Source organism: Clostridium fungisolvens (assembly GCF_014193895.1).
Taxonomy (GTDB): domain Bacteria; phylum Bacillota; class Clostridia; order Clostridiales; family Clostridiaceae; genus Clostridium_AR; species Clostridium_AR fungisolvens.
The window spans coordinates 4,529,790-4,550,861 of sequence record NZ_BLZR01000001.1 but is presented as its reverse complement, the minus strand read 5'-3'; the positions used below and the strand labels follow the sequence as shown (position 1 = coordinate 4,550,861).

17 protein-coding genes and 7 tRNA genes are annotated in these 21,072 nt (G+C 31.9%); all 24 read left to right on the top strand.

Annotated features, from left to right (window positions below):
* Nucleotides 1-22 precede the first annotated feature (22 nt).
* Nucleotides 23-1,213 (top strand): S1C family serine protease, encoded by a 1,191-nt coding sequence (locus bsdtw1_RS20210; protein WP_183279290.1) that lies wholly within the window; start codon nucleotides 23-25, stop codon nucleotides 1,211-1,213.
* 296 nt (nucleotides 1,214-1,509) lie between these two features.
* Nucleotides 1,510-2,076: an aminoacyl-tRNA hydrolase gene (gene pth, locus bsdtw1_RS20205; protein ID WP_183279289.1), complete on the top strand. Its 567-nt coding sequence runs from the start codon at nucleotides 1,510-1,512 to the stop codon at nucleotides 2,074-2,076.
* Between the two features lie 24 nt (nucleotides 2,077-2,100).
* Nucleotides 2,101-5,619, top strand: coding sequence for a transcription-repair coupling factor (mfd, locus tag bsdtw1_RS20200; protein ID WP_183279288.1), 3,519 nt, complete (start codon nucleotides 2,101-2,103; stop codon nucleotides 5,617-5,619).
* 199 nt (nucleotides 5,620-5,818) lie between these two features.
* Nucleotides 5,819-6,817, top strand: a complete 999-nt coding sequence (locus bsdtw1_RS20195) for a peptidylprolyl isomerase (RefSeq protein ID WP_183279287.1) — start codon at nucleotides 5,819-5,821, stop codon at nucleotides 6,815-6,817.
* 201 nt (nucleotides 6,818-7,018) lie between these two features.
* Complete coding sequence (gene spoVT, locus bsdtw1_RS20190) at nucleotides 7,019-7,573, top strand: stage V sporulation protein T (RefSeq protein ID WP_183279286.1); 555 nt, start codon at nucleotides 7,019-7,021, stop codon at nucleotides 7,571-7,573.
* A gap of 143 nt (nucleotides 7,574-7,716) precedes the next feature.
* On the top strand, nucleotides 7,717-9,258 hold the full coding sequence (locus bsdtw1_RS20185; RefSeq protein ID WP_183279285.1) for a putative polysaccharide biosynthesis protein: 1,542 nt from the start codon (nucleotides 7,717-7,719) through the stop codon (nucleotides 9,256-9,258).
* Between the two features lie 13 nt (nucleotides 9,259-9,271).
* Entirely contained in the window at nucleotides 9,272-10,726 is a 1,455-nt protein-coding gene (yabN, locus tag bsdtw1_RS20180) for a bifunctional methyltransferase/pyrophosphohydrolase YabN (RefSeq protein WP_183279284.1), read from the top strand.
* Between the two features lie 157 nt (nucleotides 10,727-10,883).
* The gene (hbs, locus tag bsdtw1_RS20175; RefSeq protein ID WP_183279860.1) at nucleotides 10,884-11,207 is read left to right on the top strand and encodes a non-specific DNA-binding protein Hbs; all 324 of its coding nucleotides are present in this window, start codon (nucleotides 10,884-10,886) and stop codon (nucleotides 11,205-11,207) included.
* 61 nt (nucleotides 11,208-11,268) lie between these two features.
* A complete protein-coding gene (locus bsdtw1_RS20170) occupies nucleotides 11,269-11,535 on the top strand; it encodes an RNA-binding S4 domain-containing protein (RefSeq protein WP_183279283.1) in 267 nt (88 codons plus the stop codon).
* Nucleotides 11,536-11,653: 118 nt separating this feature from the next.
* Nucleotides 11,654-11,944 (top strand): sporulation protein YabP, encoded by a 291-nt coding sequence (gene yabP / locus bsdtw1_RS20165; protein ID WP_183279282.1) that lies wholly within the window; start codon nucleotides 11,654-11,656, stop codon nucleotides 11,942-11,944.
* A gap of 8 nt (nucleotides 11,945-11,952) precedes the next feature.
* Nucleotides 11,953-12,342 carry a spore cortex biosynthesis protein YabQ gene (gene yabQ / locus bsdtw1_RS20160; RefSeq protein ID WP_183279281.1) on the top strand — a complete coding sequence of 130 codons (390 nt, stop codon included), beginning with the start codon at nucleotides 11,953-11,955 and terminating at the stop codon, nucleotides 12,340-12,342.
* A gap of 90 nt (nucleotides 12,343-12,432) precedes the next feature.
* The gene (locus bsdtw1_RS20155; protein WP_183279280.1) at nucleotides 12,433-12,720 is read left to right on the top strand and encodes an FtsB family cell division protein; all 288 of its coding nucleotides are present in this window, start codon (nucleotides 12,433-12,435) and stop codon (nucleotides 12,718-12,720) included.
* A 62-nt stretch (nucleotides 12,721-12,782) separates the two neighbouring features.
* A complete protein-coding gene (locus bsdtw1_RS20150; RefSeq protein ID WP_183279279.1) occupies nucleotides 12,783-13,187 on the top strand; it encodes a S1 domain-containing RNA-binding protein in 405 nt (134 codons plus the stop codon).
* A gap of 207 nt (nucleotides 13,188-13,394) precedes the next feature.
* A tRNA-Leu gene (locus bsdtw1_RS20145) sits at nucleotides 13,395-13,483 on the top strand.
* Nucleotides 13,484-13,489: 6 nt separating this feature from the next.
* Nucleotides 13,490-13,565: transfer RNA gene (locus tag bsdtw1_RS20140), tRNA-Met, on the top strand.
* 6 nt (nucleotides 13,566-13,571) lie between these two features.
* A tRNA-Met gene (locus tag bsdtw1_RS20135) sits at nucleotides 13,572-13,648 on the top strand.
* A gap of 22 nt (nucleotides 13,649-13,670) precedes the next feature.
* Nucleotides 13,671-13,759 (top strand) — tRNA-Leu (locus bsdtw1_RS20130).
* A 6-nt stretch (nucleotides 13,760-13,765) separates the two neighbouring features.
* Nucleotides 13,766-13,841: transfer RNA gene (locus bsdtw1_RS20125), tRNA-Met, on the top strand.
* 6 nt (nucleotides 13,842-13,847) lie between these two features.
* A tRNA-Met gene (locus bsdtw1_RS20120) sits at nucleotides 13,848-13,924 on the top strand.
* Nucleotides 13,925-13,944: 20 nt separating this feature from the next.
* A tRNA-Leu gene (locus tag bsdtw1_RS20115) sits at nucleotides 13,945-14,033 on the top strand.
* Between the two features lie 480 nt (nucleotides 14,034-14,513).
* Nucleotides 14,514-16,910, top strand: a complete 2,397-nt coding sequence (gene spoIIE, locus bsdtw1_RS20110) for a stage II sporulation protein E (protein ID WP_183279278.1) — start codon at nucleotides 14,514-14,516, stop codon at nucleotides 16,908-16,910.
* Nucleotides 16,911-17,209: 299 nt separating this feature from the next.
* Entirely contained in the window at nucleotides 17,210-18,613 is a 1,404-nt protein-coding gene (tilS, locus tag bsdtw1_RS20105; RefSeq protein WP_183279277.1) for a tRNA lysidine(34) synthetase TilS, read from the top strand.
* Nucleotides 18,614-18,618: 5 nt separating this feature from the next.
* On the top strand, nucleotides 18,619-19,158 hold the full coding sequence (gene hpt / locus bsdtw1_RS20100) for a hypoxanthine phosphoribosyltransferase (RefSeq protein WP_183279276.1): 540 nt from the start codon (nucleotides 18,619-18,621) through the stop codon (nucleotides 19,156-19,158).
* A gap of 72 nt (nucleotides 19,159-19,230) precedes the next feature.
* Nucleotides 19,231-21,033, top strand: a complete 1,803-nt coding sequence (ftsH, locus tag bsdtw1_RS20095; protein WP_183279275.1) for an ATP-dependent zinc metalloprotease FtsH — start codon at nucleotides 19,231-19,233, stop codon at nucleotides 21,031-21,033.
* The last annotated feature ends 39 nt before the right edge of the window (nucleotides 21,034-21,072 follow it).

Below are 21,072 nucleotides of genomic sequence, written 5' to 3'. Positions count from 1 at the left end.
TTAATACCGTAGGAGGTGCTACATGGAGAAGGAGGATAAAACTATACGCATCGAAAAATCTTCTAAAAAAGATGATACTAGTAATTTAGAAGGAATGATAAGGTTTAAGGAAAATAAAAGAAGAAATAACATAAAGAGGTTAACAAAAGGTATTATAATAATTTTGGTTGCTTCAGTAGCAGGTGCTATATCAGGTGCTTATATTGTTGAGCGAAAATATGGGCTAAAATTGAAGGACAGCAATAAGACAATATTTCAGATTATAGACACTAGAGAAAGTTCCATTACTTCAGGGGATGGTCAAATTAGTTCGGTTGTTTCAAAAGTTTCCCCTTCTATAGTGAGTATAAGTAATAAAGAAGAAAACTTTAATATAAATAGCTATACAAATGTAACGGGAGTAATATACAAAGAAGATGGATACATAGTAACAAATTATAGTGCTATATCAACATTTGATAAAATTTTAGTAAAAAGAGCAGGTCTGGGTCTTAAGATTGAGCAAGGTAGGGTAATTGGATATGATAAAACAACCGATCTGGCTGTTGTTAAGATTGATTCGGATAAGTTGCCTGTTGTAAAGGTATCGGACCTATCTGATGTAAGAGAGGGAAGTATTGTAATAGCGCTAGGTAATTGTATAGGAGACGATTATATAGGGCTTGTTACATCAGGAATAATTACTTCCACCAATATAAGATTTAATTTTGAGAATGCAGATCTAGGCAAGCAATCTATTAGAACATTCCAAACGAATGCAATAATAAATAGGGAAAATAATGGCGGAGTATTAACTGATATATATGGAGAGGTAATAGGAATAAATAATTTACCTGTTACTAATAAGTATTCTTCTCAAGGTCTAGGAATATCTATAAACATTCAAGATGCAAAGAAGATAATAGATTCAATAATAAGTGATAATGAAGTAAAGCTTGTTAATCTCGGGTTTAGGGGATGGAATCTCACATCAAAGCAAAACAAAGATATTGAAGGTGTGTATGTAGAAAGTATAGTTCCTAAAGGAAGCGCTGATGTTGCAGGAATGAAGGCTTTTGATATCATTATAGAGATGGATGGCAGAAAGATAAAAACATTGACTGAAATTAATGATGTAATTAATTCTCATAATATTGGGGATAATATATCATGTAAAGTACTAAGAGGAAAAAGTACAGTAGAGTTAACTATGAAACTTTTACAAAAGGTGTGATATAAAGCATGCTTGCTATAAGATGTAGCAAATGCATGCTTTGTTGCATTTTTTATTTTATATTTGTATTATAGAGATATACTAGTTCTAAGCAAAATCTAGTTTTATAATTAAGTTATCGTTTATAGCTGAAATGATAATTGATGTAGCTTAACTAATAGAAATGGGATGTACTTTCTTATGTTTAGATAAAGTACTTGGATCATTAGATTCAAAAGATAAATTATAATAACTATAAATAGATATGCAAGTAACTTTGCTGTGTAAAATAAAATGCACCTAATGGAGGTAAACGTATGTATTTGGTGGTAGGGCTTGGTAACCCTGGGCAAGAGTATGCTAATACTAGACATAATATAGGGTTTGATGCAATTAATTATATTGCTAATAAGTATAATATAGAAATAAATAGGGAAAAATTTAAAGGTGTGTATGGAGAAGGATACATAAACAACAACAAAGTTATCCTACTGAAGCCAACAACCTATATGAATCTTAGTGGAGAAAGCGTAAGAGACATAGTAAACTTTTACAAATTAGATAATGATGAAATTATAGTATTATACGATGATATTAGTTTGGAAGTTGGAAAACTTAGAATAAGACCTAAAGGTAGTGCTGGAGGCCACAATGGAATAAAGAGTATAATAGCAAATTTGGGAACAGAAGAATTTCAAAGAATAAAAATCGGAGTAGGACAACCTAAACATGATCTTGTTTCACATGTTTTAGGGAAATTTAATGCGGAAGAAAATAAGGTCTTAGAAAAAACGTTAGAAGCTGTTGTTCAAGCTGTTGAGGTTATAATAAAGAATGATATTAGTGAAGCAATGAATAAATTTAATGGATTTAAAGCGGAATAATAATGTATTACAGGTGGTGTTTCTATGAGATTAAATGGCCTGATGGAGCCGTTGAATAATAGTATTAACTTTCAGAAAGTTAAATCAAATATTGACAGGGATCGATATCCGTTTTCTACTTATGGTGTTTCTGAATCAGGAAAAGGTTATATAATAAATGGTATATTTGAAAATAGTGATAGATCTATAGTTGTAATTACTCATAATGATATTGAAGCTAAAAATTTATATGAAGACCTATTACTATATACTACCGATGTATACTACTTCCCTTCAAAAGAAATAGTTTTTTATAATATTGACGCTATTTCAGGGGATTTAAGGTGGGCTAGACTAAAAGTTTTAAAAGAGATTTTGGATAGTAGAAAGAAAATAATAGTAGTATCAATTGAGAGTTTTGCAACTGTATATACACCTAAAGATTTATATATAAGTCATACTTTTAGAGTTGCAGTTGGAGATGAAATAAACTTTAAAGATTTTTCTAAAAGATTGATAGAATGTGGATATGAGAGAATGGATATAGTTGATGGTAAAGGCCAGTTCTCGGTAAGAGGAGGTATATTAGATATATATCCTCCTAATACTGCGTTACCATATAGAATAGAACTTTTTGGGGATGAGATTGACTCTATAAGATTTTTTAACTTAGAAAGTCAGAGAAGTATAGATAAAGTTAAAGAAATAGAGATTTTTCCAGCAAAAGAAGTGATACTAGATGATGAAACTATACAGAAGGCTATAAGTAAGATTAATGATGAATTGTCGAATTTTATAAAGTCTAGAAGTAGTAATGACAAAGATATAGTATCAAAAATAACATCTAATATTAGATCTAATATTGAAAATCTTAAAGAAACCTGGTCCTTTGAAACAATTGATAGTTATTTACCTTTTTTCTTTCAAAAAGTATCAAGCTTTTTTGACTATTTTGAAGATTATATAATGATTATGGATGATGATCAAAGATGCAATGGTAAATTAGATAGTGTTATATATGAATTTGAAGAAAACTACTCCTCATTCCTTGAAAGAGGAGATATCTTGCCATCGCAGGGAAACTTGATACTAGGTAAAGATATTTTAGTGCAGAAGTTTAATTCATCTAGATTAATAACAATAAATGCATTTGCTAGGAATAGTGATTTTGTTGAAAATGTCGATTCTATAGCTTTCTCTCAAGTAACCTTGAATAGTTATCATGGAAGAATTGATATGCTGATAGATGAAATAAAAGAGAAAAAGAAAAATGGATATAAAACTATTATATTATCAGGAACTAGGCCTAGAGGAGAAAGGCTGGTAGATACATTAAGAGATAGTGATATTGAAAGTGTCTATAAAGATATAATAAATGAAATACAATTTGGCGAAGTTATAATAACCTTTGGAAATCAGTTGAAAGGGTTTGAGTTCACAGATCTAAAGATTTGTGTTATATCAGATAAAGAAGTATTTGGAGAGGCTAAAAGAAAGTCAGCTAGAAAATCTCCTAAGCAAAAAGGTGTTTCAAAAATAAAGAGTTTTGCGGAATTAAAGCTAGGAGATTATGTGGTTCATGCCAATCATGGTGTTGGAGTATATAAAGGAATTAAACAAATTGATGTAAGTGGACATAAAAGAGATTACTTAGATATAGAGTATGCTAAAGGCGATAAGTTGTATGTTCCGGTAGATCAATTGGATCTAGTTCAAAAATATATTGGCAGTGAAGGAAAGTCACCTAAAATAAGCAAGCTTGGATCAAGTGATTGGCAAAAAGCTAAAGCTAAGGTGAAAAAGTCTATAAACGAGATAGCACAAGATTTGGTTAAACTATATGCAACAAGAAATACATTAAGAGGGCATAAGTTTTCAAATGATACTCAGTGGCAGGATCAGTTTGAGCAAGAATTTCCTTATGAAGAAACCCCCGATCAATTGACAGCTTTAGAGGAAATAAAGACTGATATGGAATCGGGAAAGATTATGGATAGACTGCTATGTGGAGATGTAGGATATGGAAAGACTGAAGTTGCGTTAAGGGCTGCATTTAAGGCTGTAATGGATGGTAAACAGGTTGCACTACTTGTTCCAACAACCATATTGGCAGAGCAACACTATGGTAATATGAAGAGAAGATTTTCAGATTTTCCTATAAAAATAGATATGGTTTCTAGATTTAGGACAGCTAAGCAACAGAAAGAAACTTTGCAAGCAGTAAAAGAGGGAAATGTAGATATACTTGTGGGAACCCATAGGTTAGTATCTAAGGATATACAGTTTAAAGATTTAGGACTACTTATTGTAGATGAAGAACAACGATTTGGGGTAACACAGAAAGAGAAAATAAAAGGTATAAAGAAAAATGTGGATGTATTAACTTTGAGTGCTACGCCTATACCAAGAACACTCCATATGTCTCTTACTGGTGTAAGGGATATATCGGTAATAGAGACTCCTCCTGAGGATAGATATCCTATACAGACTTACGTTGTAGAACAAAACGATCAACTTATAAGAGATGCCATTCTTAGAGAAATAAATAGAGGAGGGCAAGTTTTCTTTGTATATAATAGAGTTGAACATATTATGGAAATGTCTGATTATATTCAAAAGCTTGTGCCAGAATGTAAAACAACAGTAATTCATGGACAAATGACAGAAAGACAACTAGAAAATGAAATGATGCAGTTTATGAATAATGAATATAATGTCCTTATATGTACTACAATAATTGAGACTGGTATAGATATACCGAATGTAAATACCATAATTGTATATGATTCAGATAAGATGGGATTGTCGCAGCTTTATCAATTGAGAGGAAGAGTTGGAAGAAGTAATAGAATAGCTTATGCCTATTTCGTATATAAAAAAGATAAGATATTAACTGAAGTAGCCGAAAAACGATTAAGAGCCCTAAAAGATTTCACTGAATTGGGTTCAGGATTTAAAATTGCCATGAGAGATTTAGAAATAAGAGGGGCTGGAAATATGATGGGATCAGCCCAACATGGACATATGGCTACTATTGGGTATGATCTATATTGTAGAATGCTAGAAGATACGATAAAGATAATAAAAGGTGAAATAGAGCAGGAGCCTATAGAAACATCTATTGATATTAAAGTCGATGCGTTTATTGATTCTCAATATATTGAAGATGAATTACAGAAGATTGAAATATATAAAAAAATCGCAGCCATCGAAAGTATACAAGATTATATGGATGTAAAAGAAGAGCTAGAAGACAGATTTTCTGAAATTCCTGACCCGGTTTATAATCTTATGGATATAGCTTATATTAAGAGTAAGGCTAGAAATTTATGGATAGAAGATGTTAAAGAAAAAGATGGAGAAGTTTTATTCCAATTCCAAAGTAGAGATAAAGTTGATAAAGATATATTTAAAAAGTTGCTTGAGCAATATAAGAATAATATAATAATAAGAATGGGTGATAAACCTTCCTTTGGATATAAGTTAAGAGATATAAAGAGGGAAGATATATTGCCTGCGCTTAAAAATATGTTAAACAGTTTAAACAAAAATACCTTAGTATAACTAAAATTTAAATGTAAATTAACTAAGTTAGCTGTATAATGATAATAAAAATAATTCATATAAACCAAATTATGTTAATAAATAAATAAATTTACCTAATATAAATTGAAATTAATGTTATAAATTGATATACTAATTTATGTCTATTGAATTTTGGTTATAAAGGGGAATTAATTTTAAGAAAAGTGAGGTAAGAATTTTGAAGAACATAAGGAAATTAGTTTCAATAGCTTTGATTGGTGTTATTGGATTATCACTATCAGGCTGTAAGATGATACAAAAAACTCCAGAAGCTATAAGCAAGACTGTAGTAGCGACTGTTAATGGTGAGAAAATCACACTTGGTAGTGTTGATGAGAAGATGCAGTCTACTATAGACCAATTAAAGCAACAATATGGAAATGATTTGGAAAAGAGTACTGATGGTAAGGCTGCTTTAAAGCAACAAAGACAAACTCAATTGGAGCAAATTATACAAGAAAAGGTAGTTTTAAAGAAAGCAGCTGACTTAAAATTGATACCCGAAAAGGCTGAACTAGACAAAGAAGTTGAGTCAAAACTTGCTGATATAAAGAAAGTTTATAAGACTGATGATGAGTTCAATAATGCGCTAAAATCTGCAAACTACACTTTAGATACTTTGAAAGAATATTTAGCTACTCAAATAAAGATGCAAGCAGTTTTTGATAAGTACTTATTTAAAGATTTAAAAATCACTGATGCAGATATAGAAAAATATTACAACGAAAATAAAACTCAATACACACAACAACCTGGTGCAAATATGTTCCATATCCTTGTGGATAGTGAAGATAAGGCTAAATCTATAAAAGCTGAGTTAGATAAAGGTGCGAAATTTGAAGATTTAGCAGCTAAATATGGTACAGATGGTACAAAAGACTCAGGCGGAAGTTTAGGATACGTTCCTTATGATTCACAAAACTATGATAAGGACTTCTTAGCGGCTGCAAAGAAGCTTAAGGAAGGTGAAGTATCAGGTCCAGTTAAAACTCAATATGGATGGCATATAATAAAAGTTACTGGAATTCAAACTACATCAAAGACTCAAGAATTATCGGCTGTTAAGGCTTCAATTAAGGATACACTAGAAACAAACAAGAAGAATGATATATTTAAAGCTAAGTATGAAGAATGGAAAAAAGAATTAAACGTTGTAACATATGATGATAAGCTTTAATTAATTGAATAAATTTTGGTCTTAATGACATAATAAAACTCACATGAATTTGTTTGCGCAAATTTATGTGAGTTTTTACTTTATTGGATTGAAATTATACAAAAAGATAATTATAGCCAAAGCATGTATAAAATTTCTATTCTGAAAAATAATAATAACGAAAGTTTTAAGTGAAAGATATATAAGGAGGTAAATATAATAATGAAAGCTACAGGTATTGTTAGACGTATCGATGATTTAGGTAGAGTAGTTATACCAAAAGAAATAAGAAGAACTTTGAGAATCAGAGAAGGAGATCCTCTAGAAATTTTTACAGATAGAGAAGGTGGAGTCATCTTAAAGAAATATTCTCCTATTGGGGAATTGACAGATTTTTCTAAAGAGTATGCGGAAAGCCTTCAACAAGCAATAGGACATATAGTTTTAATTGCTGATAAAGATGCTTTCATTTCAGTCAGTGGAGCTTCCAAAAAAGATTTTATGGAGAAGAAAATAAGTAATGAATTAGAAAAAATTATGGATGAAAGAAAAACTGTATGTTTAGGAGCTACTGGAGCTAAAGTTGTACCATTGTATAGCGAAGATACAGCTGAAGACAAATATTCATGTCAAGTAGTATCACCGATAATATCAGAGGGGGATGCAATAGGCGCTGTTTTGATATTATCCAAACAAGCTGGAGAAAAGTTTGGAGACTTAGAAATCAAGCTTGCTGAAACAGCAGCCGCATTCCTAGGAAAACAAATGGAACAATAATATCTCCTAGGACTTGCATCCCAAAACCATTTTAATTATTGACTAGGTTTTAAAGATTTATTCAGTTAGATATAAAAAATTCTGTAATAATACCTCCAAATTTGCAATAAAGATTAAGTAGTTAAAAAATTTGGAGGTATTTTATGAAAAAACAATCACTTATAAAAGGGAGTATAATATTAGGTGTTGCTGGAATATTCACAAGATTCTTAGGGATATTTTTTCGTTGGCCCTTAATAATGCTTATAGGCGATGAGGGTATAGGATATTATCAAATGACTTATCCTTTGTATATGTTTTATGTCGCAATAGCAGCAGGAATTCCGGTGGCAGTTTCTAAGATGGTTTCAGAAAGTAATGCAATTGGAGATTTGGATACATCGTTTCAAACAATGAAAGAATCATTTATCTTAATGATAATTTTAGGGACAGGCATGTCGCTGTTTTTATTCTTAGGTGCTAGACCTATAATGTCCGCATTAAGATGGGATTCAAAGTCGTATTATTCTATTATTGGAGTTGCTTTTGCACCTATATGCATATCTATAATGTCTGCTTTTAGAGGCTTTTTTCAAGGGCTACAAAATATGAATCCATCTGCAATATCGCAGATAATTGAGCAAATAGGAAGAGTAGTTGTAGGTGTTGGACTAGCGGTTTTATTACTGCCTTATGGAATAGAATATTCAGCAGGTGGTGCTGCCTTCGGCGCAGCAGCAGGAGGCTTTTTAGGCGGAATATATCTGATAAGAAAGTACTTTAAAGTTAAAAAAAGCTTTGGTGTAAGGAAAGTAAAATCAAATGATAAACTTCTTACTCAGTTGATTAAAATAGCTATCCCAATATCTCTAGGTGGTGCGGTTGGTACAATAGCTAGTTTGATTGATTCAATATTAGTGCCAAGGCAACTTTTGAACGCAGGTTTTGATTATAGACAAGCTACTATACTTTATGCTCAGCTAACAGGTAAAGCTTCGGTAATAGTCAACATACCTTTAACACTATCTGTTGCTCTAAGTACTTCCTTAATACCTATAATTGCTGAAAATTATATATTGAAGAATATGAGAGAAGTTGCTTCTAAGGTAGACTCTGCTATAAGAATGTCAATGGTTATAGCTATACCTTGTACCTTAGGGCTATACTTTTTAGCGGAGCCTGTAATGATGCTTATATTTCCAGGAAGATATGAGGGTTATCAGATACTTAAATATCTAGCTATTTCTATTCCGTTTATAATATTAGCACAAACTACCACAGCGATATTGCAATCTACAGGATCCTATGCTATGCCTGTGATCAATCTTCTTATAGGATGCTTTATTAAGGTAGTGTTGACATTGTATCTTATACCGATATCGTGGCTAAATATTTATGGAGCAGTAGCTGCTTCAATATTAGCATATATAGCTGCCTCTATTTTGAATCTCATATATCTCCATTTAAAACTTAAAGTTAGAATAGATTACGGAGCAGCAATGATTAAGCCATTAGCTGCAGCTACTATAATGATATTAGTAGTTCTAATAACCTATCTTAATATATTTAATAGAACCTCTAGTAATGGAATAGCTTGCTTGATTTCTGTTTTTTTGGGTATTATTATATATGTGATGCTAATAGTAATTCTTGGTGTCTTTAAATATGATTATATAAAGAGTAGATTTCTAAAAAGACATAGATAAAAGGAGAAAGAACATGATCAAGATAATCGGCTTAGGACCTGGATCCGAAGAAGCCTTAACTTTAGGAGCTATAAGAGAATTAAAGAGGTGCTCTAATATATTCCTTAGGACAGAAAAGCACCCTACCGTTCAATATTTAATTGATGAGGGGGTAAAGTTTAATACTTATGACGATGCTTATGAGAGGTCTAATACATTTGACCAAGTTTATGAAAGCATTGCTTTGGATTTAGTTGAGCAGCATAAAAATCTTAATGATATTATTTATGCTGTTCCTGGGCATCCATTAGTGGCAGAAAGGTCTGTTTTAAATCTAGTAAACCTGTGCAAGGAACAAGGTTTACCATATGAAATTTTACCAGCAGTTAGCTTTATTGATGTAATGATGGAGGCTTTAGAAATAGATCCAGTGGAAGGTCTTAAAATTGTTGATGCATTTGATATTGAAAACCAAGTTCTAGATAAAAGGAATGGTATTATAATAACTCAGGTGTATAACCAATTTATCGCATCAGAGGTAAAGCTGAAGCTTCAAGAAGAATTTAATGATGATACAGAAGTATACTTTGTTAGAGCCGCAGGCATAAAAAATCAAGAAAGTATAAGGAAGATGCCTCTTTATGAAATTGATATGCAAGAAGATATAGATTATTTAACTTCGATCTATGTGCCAAAAGATTTGACAAATAAAAAAGATTTTTATGATTTAGTAGACATAATAGAGACTTTAAGAAGTGAAGATGGGTGTCCTTGGGATAGAGAACAAACACATGAAAGTCTAAAACAAGCACTTATAGAAGAGTGTTATGAAGTTTTGGATTCTATAGATAACCAGGATGATGCTGGAATGATAGAAGAATTAGGAGATGTATTGCTCCAAATAGTATTCCATTCTTCTATTGCTAAGGAAGAAGGGTACTTTAATATAAAGGATGTAATTCAAGGAATTTGCTTAAAAATGATAAATAGACATCCGCATGTTTTTGGCAGCCAATCGGTAAATTCATCTGGTGAAGTGTTAGAAAGATGGGAAGATATCAAGAAAGAAGAAAAAGGGTTTGACAGTATAACTGATGAATTAAATGCTATAGCAAGGTCATTGCCATCAATTATCAGAGCTACAAAGGTGCAAAATAAGGCTAAAAAGGTTGGGTTTGATTGGGATAAGGTAGAAGATGCTATGCTTAAGGTAGAAGAAGAATTAAATGAAATAAAAGAGGTATATAATGGAGAAAATAGGGCAAAGATAGTAGAAGAGGTAGGAGATTTATTGTTTGCCTGTGTTAATGTTGCCAGATTCCTTAAGGTAGAAGGTGAGCTTGCCTTAACTCAAACAACAGAAAAGTTTATAAGAAGATTTTCTTATATTGAGCAAGAAGCTTCTAAAAAAGGACAAAAATTAGAGAATATGTCCCTTGAAGAAATGGATAATTTGTGGAATAAAGCAAAAAAAACCGAAAAAAACTAAGGGCAAAGAAGGAAATTTCCCTTTTATGAAGAATATATAGCATAAGTGAGCAATCATTACCATATTATATTTGTACTGTTAAATAAGTAATTTACTATAGACTATATAAAAAAGTGGTTATATAATATGTTAATGTAGATTATAATACATAATTATAATCAGGTACCATAAAACATATCATAAGAGTTTTAAGGAGGATGTAAAAGTGAATAAAGCAGAATTAATCTCAAGCATGGCTGAGAAGAGTAAGTTAACTAAGAAAGATGCAGAAGTTGCATTAAAATCTTTCATTGACAGTGTTCAAGAAGCTTTAGAAAATGGAGAAAAGGTTCAATTAGTTGGCTTTGGAACTTTCGAAACTAGAGAAAGAGCAGCTAGAGAAGGAAGAAACCCAAGAACTAAGGAAACTATCCAAATACCTGCTTCAAAAGTTCCAGTATTCAAAGCTGGTAAAGAGTTCAAAGAAAAAGTTAACAAGTAATAGATATATATTTTTAGGACCCGAGGAATCTCGGGTTCTTAAAGTTATAAGGAGATATATTATGAGATTAGATAAGTATCTAAAGGTATCTAGAATAATCAAGAGAAGAACCGTGGCTAAGGAAGTGTGTGAAGGTGGAAGAGTATCTATTAATGGTAAAGTTGCAAAACCTTCTACAGAGGTAAAAGAAGAGGATGTAATTGAAATAGTATTTGCTAACAAAAAACTGAAAGCTAAGATAACTAATATTGCAGAGCATGTAAAGAAAGAAAATGCAAAGCAGATGTATGAAATATTAGAAGGTGAAGAAGATCAAGACGAAATGTAAGGTTTCTTTGACGAATAGTCAAGGAGACCTTTTGTCATTTTAAATAAAATATCTCTATTTTGAATATATCAAAATTTATAGTCATATATTTTATTATAAAAACATACAGGAGGATATTATGGAGAATAAGAAGGAGCTTAAAGTTGAAGAAAGAAAAAGCAACTTAGCGCTGGAAAATAGAAAGAAAATTGTTTTGACAGGAGTAGTGGAAGTTCTAAGTTTTGATGAAGAAAAAATATTATTAAATACATGTTTAGGCATGCTTACAGTAAAGGGTGAGGGGCTTAAGATGAATAAGTTGGATGTACAGAATGGAGATGTAGTCATAATAGGGAAAGTATCAGCTATGATATATACAGGTGAAGTGAAAAAAGAAAAGGAAAATATCTTTAAGAAGATATTTAAATAGGTGATATCATGCTGCTTCCATTGAAAATTCAATTTGAGATTGTAATATTTAGCCTTGCAGCTGGGATGTTAACTGGTGTGCTTTTCGACATTTACAGAGCGATAAGAGGCATTGGAACACCTAAGTTTATAGTTTTTATAGAGGATTTTTTATTCTGGATACTAACTGCAATAATAATATTTACATTCCTTCTTTATGTCAATTATGCTTTCTTAGGGATGTATGTATATCTATTTATAATAATAGGCGCATTTATTTATATTAAGTTATTTAGTAAGAAAGTACTCAGAACTGAAAAAAAAGCTGAGAGAATTGCAGGGAAAGGTGCTAGAATATTTTTAAAGAACTTATCGTATATATTTAAACTTATATTCTTCAGGAATAGGATTAATAAATAGCAAGATAAAAAAATAACTTGAATAAAAAATAAATAGTTATTAAAATAGGAGTATAAATGAATTTTTTTGGAAATCGAAGGGGCTTTAGTCATGAGAAAGAAATTTACTCTTAAAAATATAGCTATACTCCTAATTGTATCAATATTTGTATTTAGTTTTATAAGACAAGAGATTACTATGCACAAAATTAGTACACAGGTAAGTGAAAGGCAACTAGAACTTAATAAAGTGAAAGCAGTTAATGATAGATTAAAAGATGAAGTTAATATGTCAAAAACTGATGCCTATAGCGAGAAGATGGCTAGAGAGAAATTAGGTATGATTAAACCAGGTGAAAAGAAAGTTTTAACAAGTAATGATTCAAGTTCTACAAAATAGGTTATTATAAAAATAACATAGATTTAATTATTCTAATTATTTTAAGGAGGAACATTTTTAACATGACCTTAATGGCAGGAAACATTTTAGAAGGCACAGTGGTTAACATCACAAACTTTGGAGCGTTTGTAGAAGTGGAAGGTAAAACTGGACTTGTACACATTTCGGAGGTAGCAGATTCATTTGTAAAAGATATAAGACAGCACCTAAAAGAGCAAGATAAGGTAAAGGTAAAAGTTATATCAGTAGATGACAATGGAAAGATAAGCCTTTCAATAAAGCAAGCTAATGTTCAAAAGAAATCAGTTAAGCCTGCAGAGATTGACTGGAGTTCAGAAAAAAAGAAGGCTTCTTCAAATAGTTTTGAAGATATAATGTCAAAGTTCCTTAAAGATAGCGAAGAAAAACTTGCGGATGTAAAAAAACATCAAGAGTTTAAGTCAAAGGGAAGAAAAAATTTAGGTTAATATAAAGTATTCAGATAGAAAAAGCCGGATGGAAACATCCGGCTTTTATCATAAATAACTAAGCCTAAAACATAGGGTTGTAGTTTGCTTTTTTATAAGATAGATTAACTATTAAAACATATATAAATAAAAAAATAAAAAAGGTGTTGACAGTAAACATATCATACTTTATAATAAAACTTGTCGCTGAGAGGCGGACAAAAAAATGCTGGAGTGGCGGAACTGGCAGACGCACAGGACTTAAAATCCTGCGATGCTAAAACATCGTACCGGTTCGATTCCGGTCTTCAGCACCATAATGTCGCGGGGTGGAGCAGTTGGCAGCTCGTCGGGCTCATAACCCGAAGGTCGTAGGTTCAAGTCCTGCCCCCGCAACCATAACATGGCGGAATAGCTCAGCTGGCTAGAGCATTCGGTTCATACCCGAAGGGTCGTAGGTTCAAGTCCTATTTCCGCTACCATTTCAAATTAAATACAATACTCGCTGGAGTGGCGGAACTGGCAGACGCACAGGACTTAAAATCCTGCGGTGCTAAAACACCGTACCGGTTCGATTCCGGTCTTCAGCACCATAATATCGCGGGGTGGAGCAGTTGGCAGCTCGTCGGGCTCATAACCCGAAGGTCGTAGGTTCAAGTCCTGCCCCCGCAACCATAACATGGCGGAATAGCTCAGCTGGCTAGAGCATTCGGTTCATACCCGAAGGGTCGTAGGTTCAAGTCCTATTTCCGCTACCATTTTAAATTTAATACATCTTGCTGGAGTGGCGGAACTGGCAGACGCACAGGACTTAAAATCCTGCGATGCTAAAACATCGTACCGGTTCGATTCCGGTCTTCAGCACCAAAAGAACTCATATATTATGAGTTCTTTTTTGCTATATAAAAAATTGTAAGCTTGCTCACTTGCTAAGTTTTACTAGTGTGTGCAGGAAGATATATATATAAAGGATAGCTAAGAAAGTCTCTTAGTGATTTTTTTGTAAAGAGAGAATAAAGTTTTTTATTTAATTTTGCTTTTTCTGACATAAAAATTAAATATTTAATTATATGCATAAAAAATATCCTTATAAATTCACAAGGACTATTGTACAACGACAAATAAGTAGGTTTTTCTAGGGAAAGGTACATTTGCTATACTGTATAGTTAATTATGCCAGAAGGGTGTTTTTGCAATAAGTTAAGTAAAAATCAATATAAATAATATAAAGAAATACAGTGATAAATGTCCGAATAAAAATATCTTCAGCAAACAACAAGTGACATATATTTCCAATACCCTTTGATATAATAGAAATACGCTTTAGAAAAATGGGAGGGTTTACCAATGCAGTATGGAGTAGATGTCACTACATATAAAAGAATAAGTGATAGAAAAAAAGATAAGAAAGAACTTAAGATTATAGGATCTCCTTATAGATTGCTATTTAATTTCATAGGAGCTTTTTTGATAAGTAGGGTAACTATAAATGCAAATGGGGCGGGTATAGATGGGCTATCACCATTCGGAATAGCTTTCATACTATCGTTTTTAAATAAGGAAAGTAAGAAAGAAGGGATAGTAGCGGCAGTTGGAGTTTTATTAGGATACGCCACTCTTCTAGGTAGTGCGCCTAATGTTGGTATTTATATTTTGTCAGCAGCTATTATATCTATATTTACAAACCTTCCGTTTAAGTTAAAGGAGAAGGTTAGCTTAATAATGAGTTTTTCTATACTTATGTTGTCGATGATTTTTTATAGAGCATTTAGTTCAAATATAAGTTTATGGATTAATATAGTAACTTCGTTAGTGCAATGTGTTGTAGTTTATCCAATATATTATATTATAAAATATGCACTTACATGCCTAGATGATATAAAAACAAATCACTTTTTTACAAGTGAAGAACTTATAGCTATGGCATTACTGTTTTGTCTTATAATTTCAGGCATAGGTAGTGTGGCGATTTTTGGTATTAGTATAAGAAATGTAGTTGCATTATTTTTTGTAATAATAATAGCGTTCTCTTTGGGAAGCTCAGTGGGAGCAGCAGCAGGTGTTGCCATGGGAATAATAGTGGGTCTTTCTACTAATAATATGATGCTTTATATAAGTGTATATAGTATATGCGGATTGATGGTTGGTATATTTAAAGATACAGGTAAGTGGTTTACAATGCTAGCTTATATTGTAGTATACTTTGTGCTATCGATGTATTCAAAGAAGTTTGATGATTTTAAGGTTATAGAGGCATTGATTGTAGCAGTATTATTTTCTGTAGTTCCACTTAAATTTTATAATAAACTGTCACTTGAATTAGATAATGAAAGGAAGCAGGATACTTTAGGAGATTTGCATTTTTGCAAGATTAAAGAAGAGTTTACTAATAGACTTGTTGATTTTACAGATATTTTATCTACTATATCAGTTACGTTGAGTAATTTAGTTGATAATGATAGGCTGTTGTTAAAAAACAAAAGTAGTGCGCTTATAGAAAACCTGGCCGACAGGGTGTGTAGCAGCTGTGATATGAGATATACTTGTTGGAAAAGAGAATTACATACTACTTACAATTCGTTTTCTGAATTGATAAGAAGTAATCAAGAAGGAAAATCAAGTTTTCCATTAGAGTTAGATAAGAAATGTATTAAAAAATATGCGCTAGTAAAGAATACAGAAGAGATAGTTGGTAATTATGTTCAGGATGAAATGCTTAAAAGAAGGCTTGGGGAAGGAAGGAAACTTTTAGCAGGGCATATAAACAATATGGCTGTTACAATTGGAGAATTAATAGATGATTTTAGCAAAGATATAGTTATATGTAATGATGTAGAAAGAACTATAAAAAGAGCGTTGAATAAAGAAAGTATAAAGTATGATGATATTTTATGTTATAACGATAAAAATGGTAGATTAAACATAAAGGTAACTATGGATAGTTGTGGAGGTGGACAGATATGTATAAAAGATGTCCTTCCAGTAATAAATAAATCTATAGGCAAAACTATGAGTATAGGTGGGGATGGTTGTTCTATAGACCCAAATACTAATAAATGTTCTGTATACATTGAGGAGACCCCTAAATATCATGTATCATCATATGCAGCAATAGCGTGTAAAGATGGAGAAAAGTATACTGGTGATAGCTATAGCTATGGGAAAACTCAAGATGGTAACTATATGGTTTTGGTTAGTGATGGTATGGGATCAGGACCTGAGGCTGGTGCAGAGAGTAAAGCTGCTGTGGAGCTTATAGAAAAATTCACACAAGTTGGGTTCTCGGAATTAACAGCCATAAATACTGTTAATTCTATAATGTCTATGAAGTTTAGTGAAGATGAAAAGTTCGCAACTTTGGATCTTCAAAATATTGACTTATATACAGGAAATGCCAAGTTTATGAAAGTTGGAGCTGTAGAAAGTTTTATCAAGAAGGGTGAGAAGGTTGAATTAGTGAAGTCAAAAACATTACCTTTTGGTATATTGGATACAACAGATGTGGATATTGTAGAGAAAAAAGTATCTAATGGAGATTTGATAGTAACAATAAGCGATGGGATATTATATGGTAAAGATGGTGATGGAAGCTGTCAATGGCTTACTGAATTTTTACGTACAACTAATAATAAAAATCCTAAAGAGCTTTCTCTTGAGATATTAGATAAAGCTAAGGAAATAAGTGGCGCTAAGATAAAAGATGATATGACGGTGGTGGTATCTAAGGTGTTTGCGATATACTAGTGAACAAGTGTCTTTGTAACTTGCAGAAGTTATAAAATAAAGTTTTTATGGGCAAAATAAAATTTTGATATTTCAATTGAATAAAATACACTTTAACTATGAAACTAATGCTAACTTAGTTTCATAGTCGTTTTTATGTATAAAACATAGGATTAAGTCTGTAGTTTTAAATGGAAGCATTAATAAATTAACAATATACGATTTATTTAAGTTTTAGTGAATTTGTAATAATTTATATTAATAAGAGTTTAATGGTATGTTATAATAAGTTATTAAACTTGATTAGGAAGTGTTCTAACTTGAATGATAAAGTTATAAATTTTATAAGAGAACATCATATGATAAAAAATGGAGATAAGGTTTTAGTTGCGCTTTCTGGAGGTCCAGATTCGGTTTGCTTGTTGCATGTTCTATATATGATGAGGCATGAACTTGGTATTACTCTTGGAGCGGCTCACATTAATCATTTGCTTAGAGGAGATGATTCCTTTGAAGACGAAAGCTATGTTGAAAAAATGTGCTCTAGTCTTGGAATACCGTGTTTTATAAAAAGAATAAATATTGAGTCGATGGCAAAAGAGAAAAGTATATCCTCTGAAATGGCTGGTAGAGAAGCGAGATACGAATTTTTTAGCCAGGTAATAAAAGAAGAAGGTTTCGATAAGGTTGCTATAGCTCATAATGCAAATGACCAAGCAGAAACTATTTTGATGAGAGTTATGAGGGGAACAGGTATAGATGGGTTGGTTGGTATAAAGCCAATAAGAGATGAAATCTATATAAGACCTATACTGTGCATAACAAGGGAAGAAATAGAAGATTATTGTGTAAGTAATAACCTTAATCCTAGGATAGATAGAACTAATTTAGAAAGTATATATTCCAGAAATAAGGTTAGACTTGAAATGATTCCTTTTATAAAAAATAATTTTAATAAAGATATTGTAGAGTCTCTTAATAGACTTGCCTTATTAGCAAATATTGATAGTGAGTATATTGATAAAAGTTCTGAAGATATGTATTTTAAGTTTTGTAAAGAAAAAGCTGGGACTATAATAATAAACAAAGATGCTTTTCATATTCATGAGGCATTATTGACAAGGCTTATAAGAAAATCTATATTTTATGTTTCTGGAGCTACATATAATTTTGAAATGAAACATATTTATGATATTATCCTATTACAAGAAGGAAAAACGGGAAAAAACATAAATCTTCCAAATAATATAGTTGCAGAAAATTCTTATGGAGATATAATTATCTCAATAAGAAAATTTGAGGAATGCAAAAGTATAGAGTTTATAATATCCAAACAAGATCTTGATGAGAAAATAGTAGAAAATCTAAGATTAAATGGATTAATGTATGATGTTGTCTTACAGGTGAGGCAGAATGATACTAAAATTGACTTAAATAGTAGTGACTTAATCAAATATTTTGATTATGATAAAATAAAGCAAAAAATAATTATTAGAAATAGAAAAAATGGTGATAAAATTAAGCCTTTAGGTATGACTGGCACTAAAAAGATAAAAGATATATTCATTGACAATAAAGTACCTAATAGTCTAAGAGATGAAATACCTTTGGTTTGTTTTGATAACCATATTTCTTGGGTTGTAGGCTTAAAGATAAGTGACTTATTTAAAGTTAATAAGAATACAAAAAATATTTTACAAATACGTTTTATAGAAAGGGAATAGTTAACATGAGAGAAGACATAAAAGAAATACTGTTTTCTGAAGATACTATCATTAGCAAGGTTAAAGAAATAGCGGCGGATTTAAGCGATGACTATAAGGGCAAAGAATTGCTTGTAGTTGGAGTACTAAAAGGATCTGTTATATTTACTTCTGAACTATTGAAGTATATATCAATACCTTGTGAGTTAGACTTCATAGCTGTATCAAGTTATGGAAATTCTTCGCAAACTTCAGGAGTTGTTAGAATTTTAAAAGATTTAGACAATGATGTGGCGGGTAAGGATGTCATAATAGTAGAAGATATAGTTGATACAGGACTTACTTTAAGCTATTTATTGAAGTATTTTGAGGATAGAAATGCTAATAGCATAGAAATAGTATCTTTGCTTAATAAACCAGTAAGAAGAAAGACGGATATTAATGTGAAGTATTATGGATTTGAAGTTCCAGACGAATTTATAGTTGGTTATGGCATTGATTATGCCGAAAAATATAGAAACTTACCATTTATAGCTTCTTTAAAAGAGGAAGTATATAATAAGTAATGTAACTGTATTGTAATGGAAAAAATCATATGGTAAAATTTTATAGTAACTAGTAAGAGAGGGGGGCCTATCATGAAAAAATTTTCTAGCTTAACGGCCTGGGTTGTGGTAATGATAATGGTTGTAATTTCTGCAGTTTTTCTCGTGAAAAGCGGCGAAGCAGGAAGTACTATACCATATAGCGATTTTCAACAAAAATGGATTGGTGACCAAGTTAAGAGTATACAAGTAAAACAGGATAAAATGACTGTTGAGGGTACCTTAACAAATAACAAAACTTTTAATACAGTAGTTCCTGTTGAAACATTAAATATATTACTTGCAAATAATAATAAACCAAATGTAAAAGTTTCGTTTGAACTTCCAACAAATATATCTGTTTGGGTACAGATAATACCAACAGTTTTAGTAATTTTCTTATTTATAGCGTTTTTCTTTATATTTATGCAGCAATCTCAGAGTGGAGGCGGAAGCCGAGGTGTAATGAATTTTGGGAAGAGTAGAGCTAAGATGGCTACTCCAGATAAAAAGAAGGTTACATTTAAAGATGTTGCAGGTGCAGATGAAGAAAAGGCTGAACTAGAGGAAATAGTTGACTTCTTAAAGCAGCCTAAGAGATATATAGAAATGGGAGCCAGAATTCCGAAGGGTGTTCTTTTAGTTGGACCTCCTGGAACTGGTAAAACTCTTCTTGCAAGAGCGATTGCTGGAGAGGCTGGAGTACCATTCTTTAGTATATCAGGTTCAGATTTCGTAGAAATGTTCGTTGGAGTTGGTGCTTCGAGAGTAAGAGACTTATTTGAACAAGCAAAGAAGAATGCCCCATGTATAATATTTATAGATGAAATAGATGCTGTAGGTAGACAAAGAGGTGCTGGCCTTGGTGGTGGTCATGATGAAAGAGAGCAAACTCTTAACCAGTTATTAGTTGAAATGGATGGTTTTGGAGTTAATGAAGGGATTATTATGATAGCTGCTACTAACAGACCAGATATCTTAGATCCAGCTCTATTAAGACCAGGTAGATTTGACAGACAGATTGTAGTTGGAGCTCCTGATGTAAAAGGTAGAGAAGAGATACTTAAGGTTCATACAAGAAATAAACCTTTATCTGATGATATAGAGCTTAAAGTTTTAGCAAAGAGAACTCCTGGATTTACAGGGGCTGATATTGAAAATTTAGCTAATGAAGCAGCGCTTCTATCAGTAAGAAGAAGCAAGAAGATAATTGGTATGGATGAAATGGAAGAGGCAATAACTAGAGTTATAGCCGGTCCTGAAAAGAAGAGTAGAGTTATCAGTGAACATGATAGAAAACTTACTGCTTATCATGAAGCGGGTCATGCGGTTGTAGCTAAGCTATTACCAAATGCGGATCCAGTTCATCAAATAAGCATAATTCCAAGAGGAATGGCTGGTGGATATACAATGCATTTACCAGCTGAAGATAGAAGTTATACATCTAAGTCTAGATTGAAAGATGAAATGGTAGGACTTCTTGGCGGTAGAGTAGCAGAGAAATTGATAATGGGCGATATAAGTACTGGAGCAAAAAATGATATTGATAGAGCTAGTAACATTGCTAGAAGCATGGTAATGGAGTATGGTATGAGTGATGAAGTAGGTCCTATATCCTTCGGAACTGACCATAATGAAGTTTTCCTTGGAAGAGATATCGGAAGAAGTAGAAACTTCAGTGAAGAAATTGGATCTAAGATTGACAAAGAAATTAAAGGTCTAATAGATGAGGCTTATGGAAAAGCTGAATCGTTACTTACTGAGTATATGGGTAAGTTACATGCAGTGGCTCAGGCTCTTTTAGAAAAAGAAAAGCTTGAAGCTGAAGAATTTGAAGAGATATTTAATAATGCATAATAAAAATAAGGTAGCCACATTATTTGAACTGACCCCATA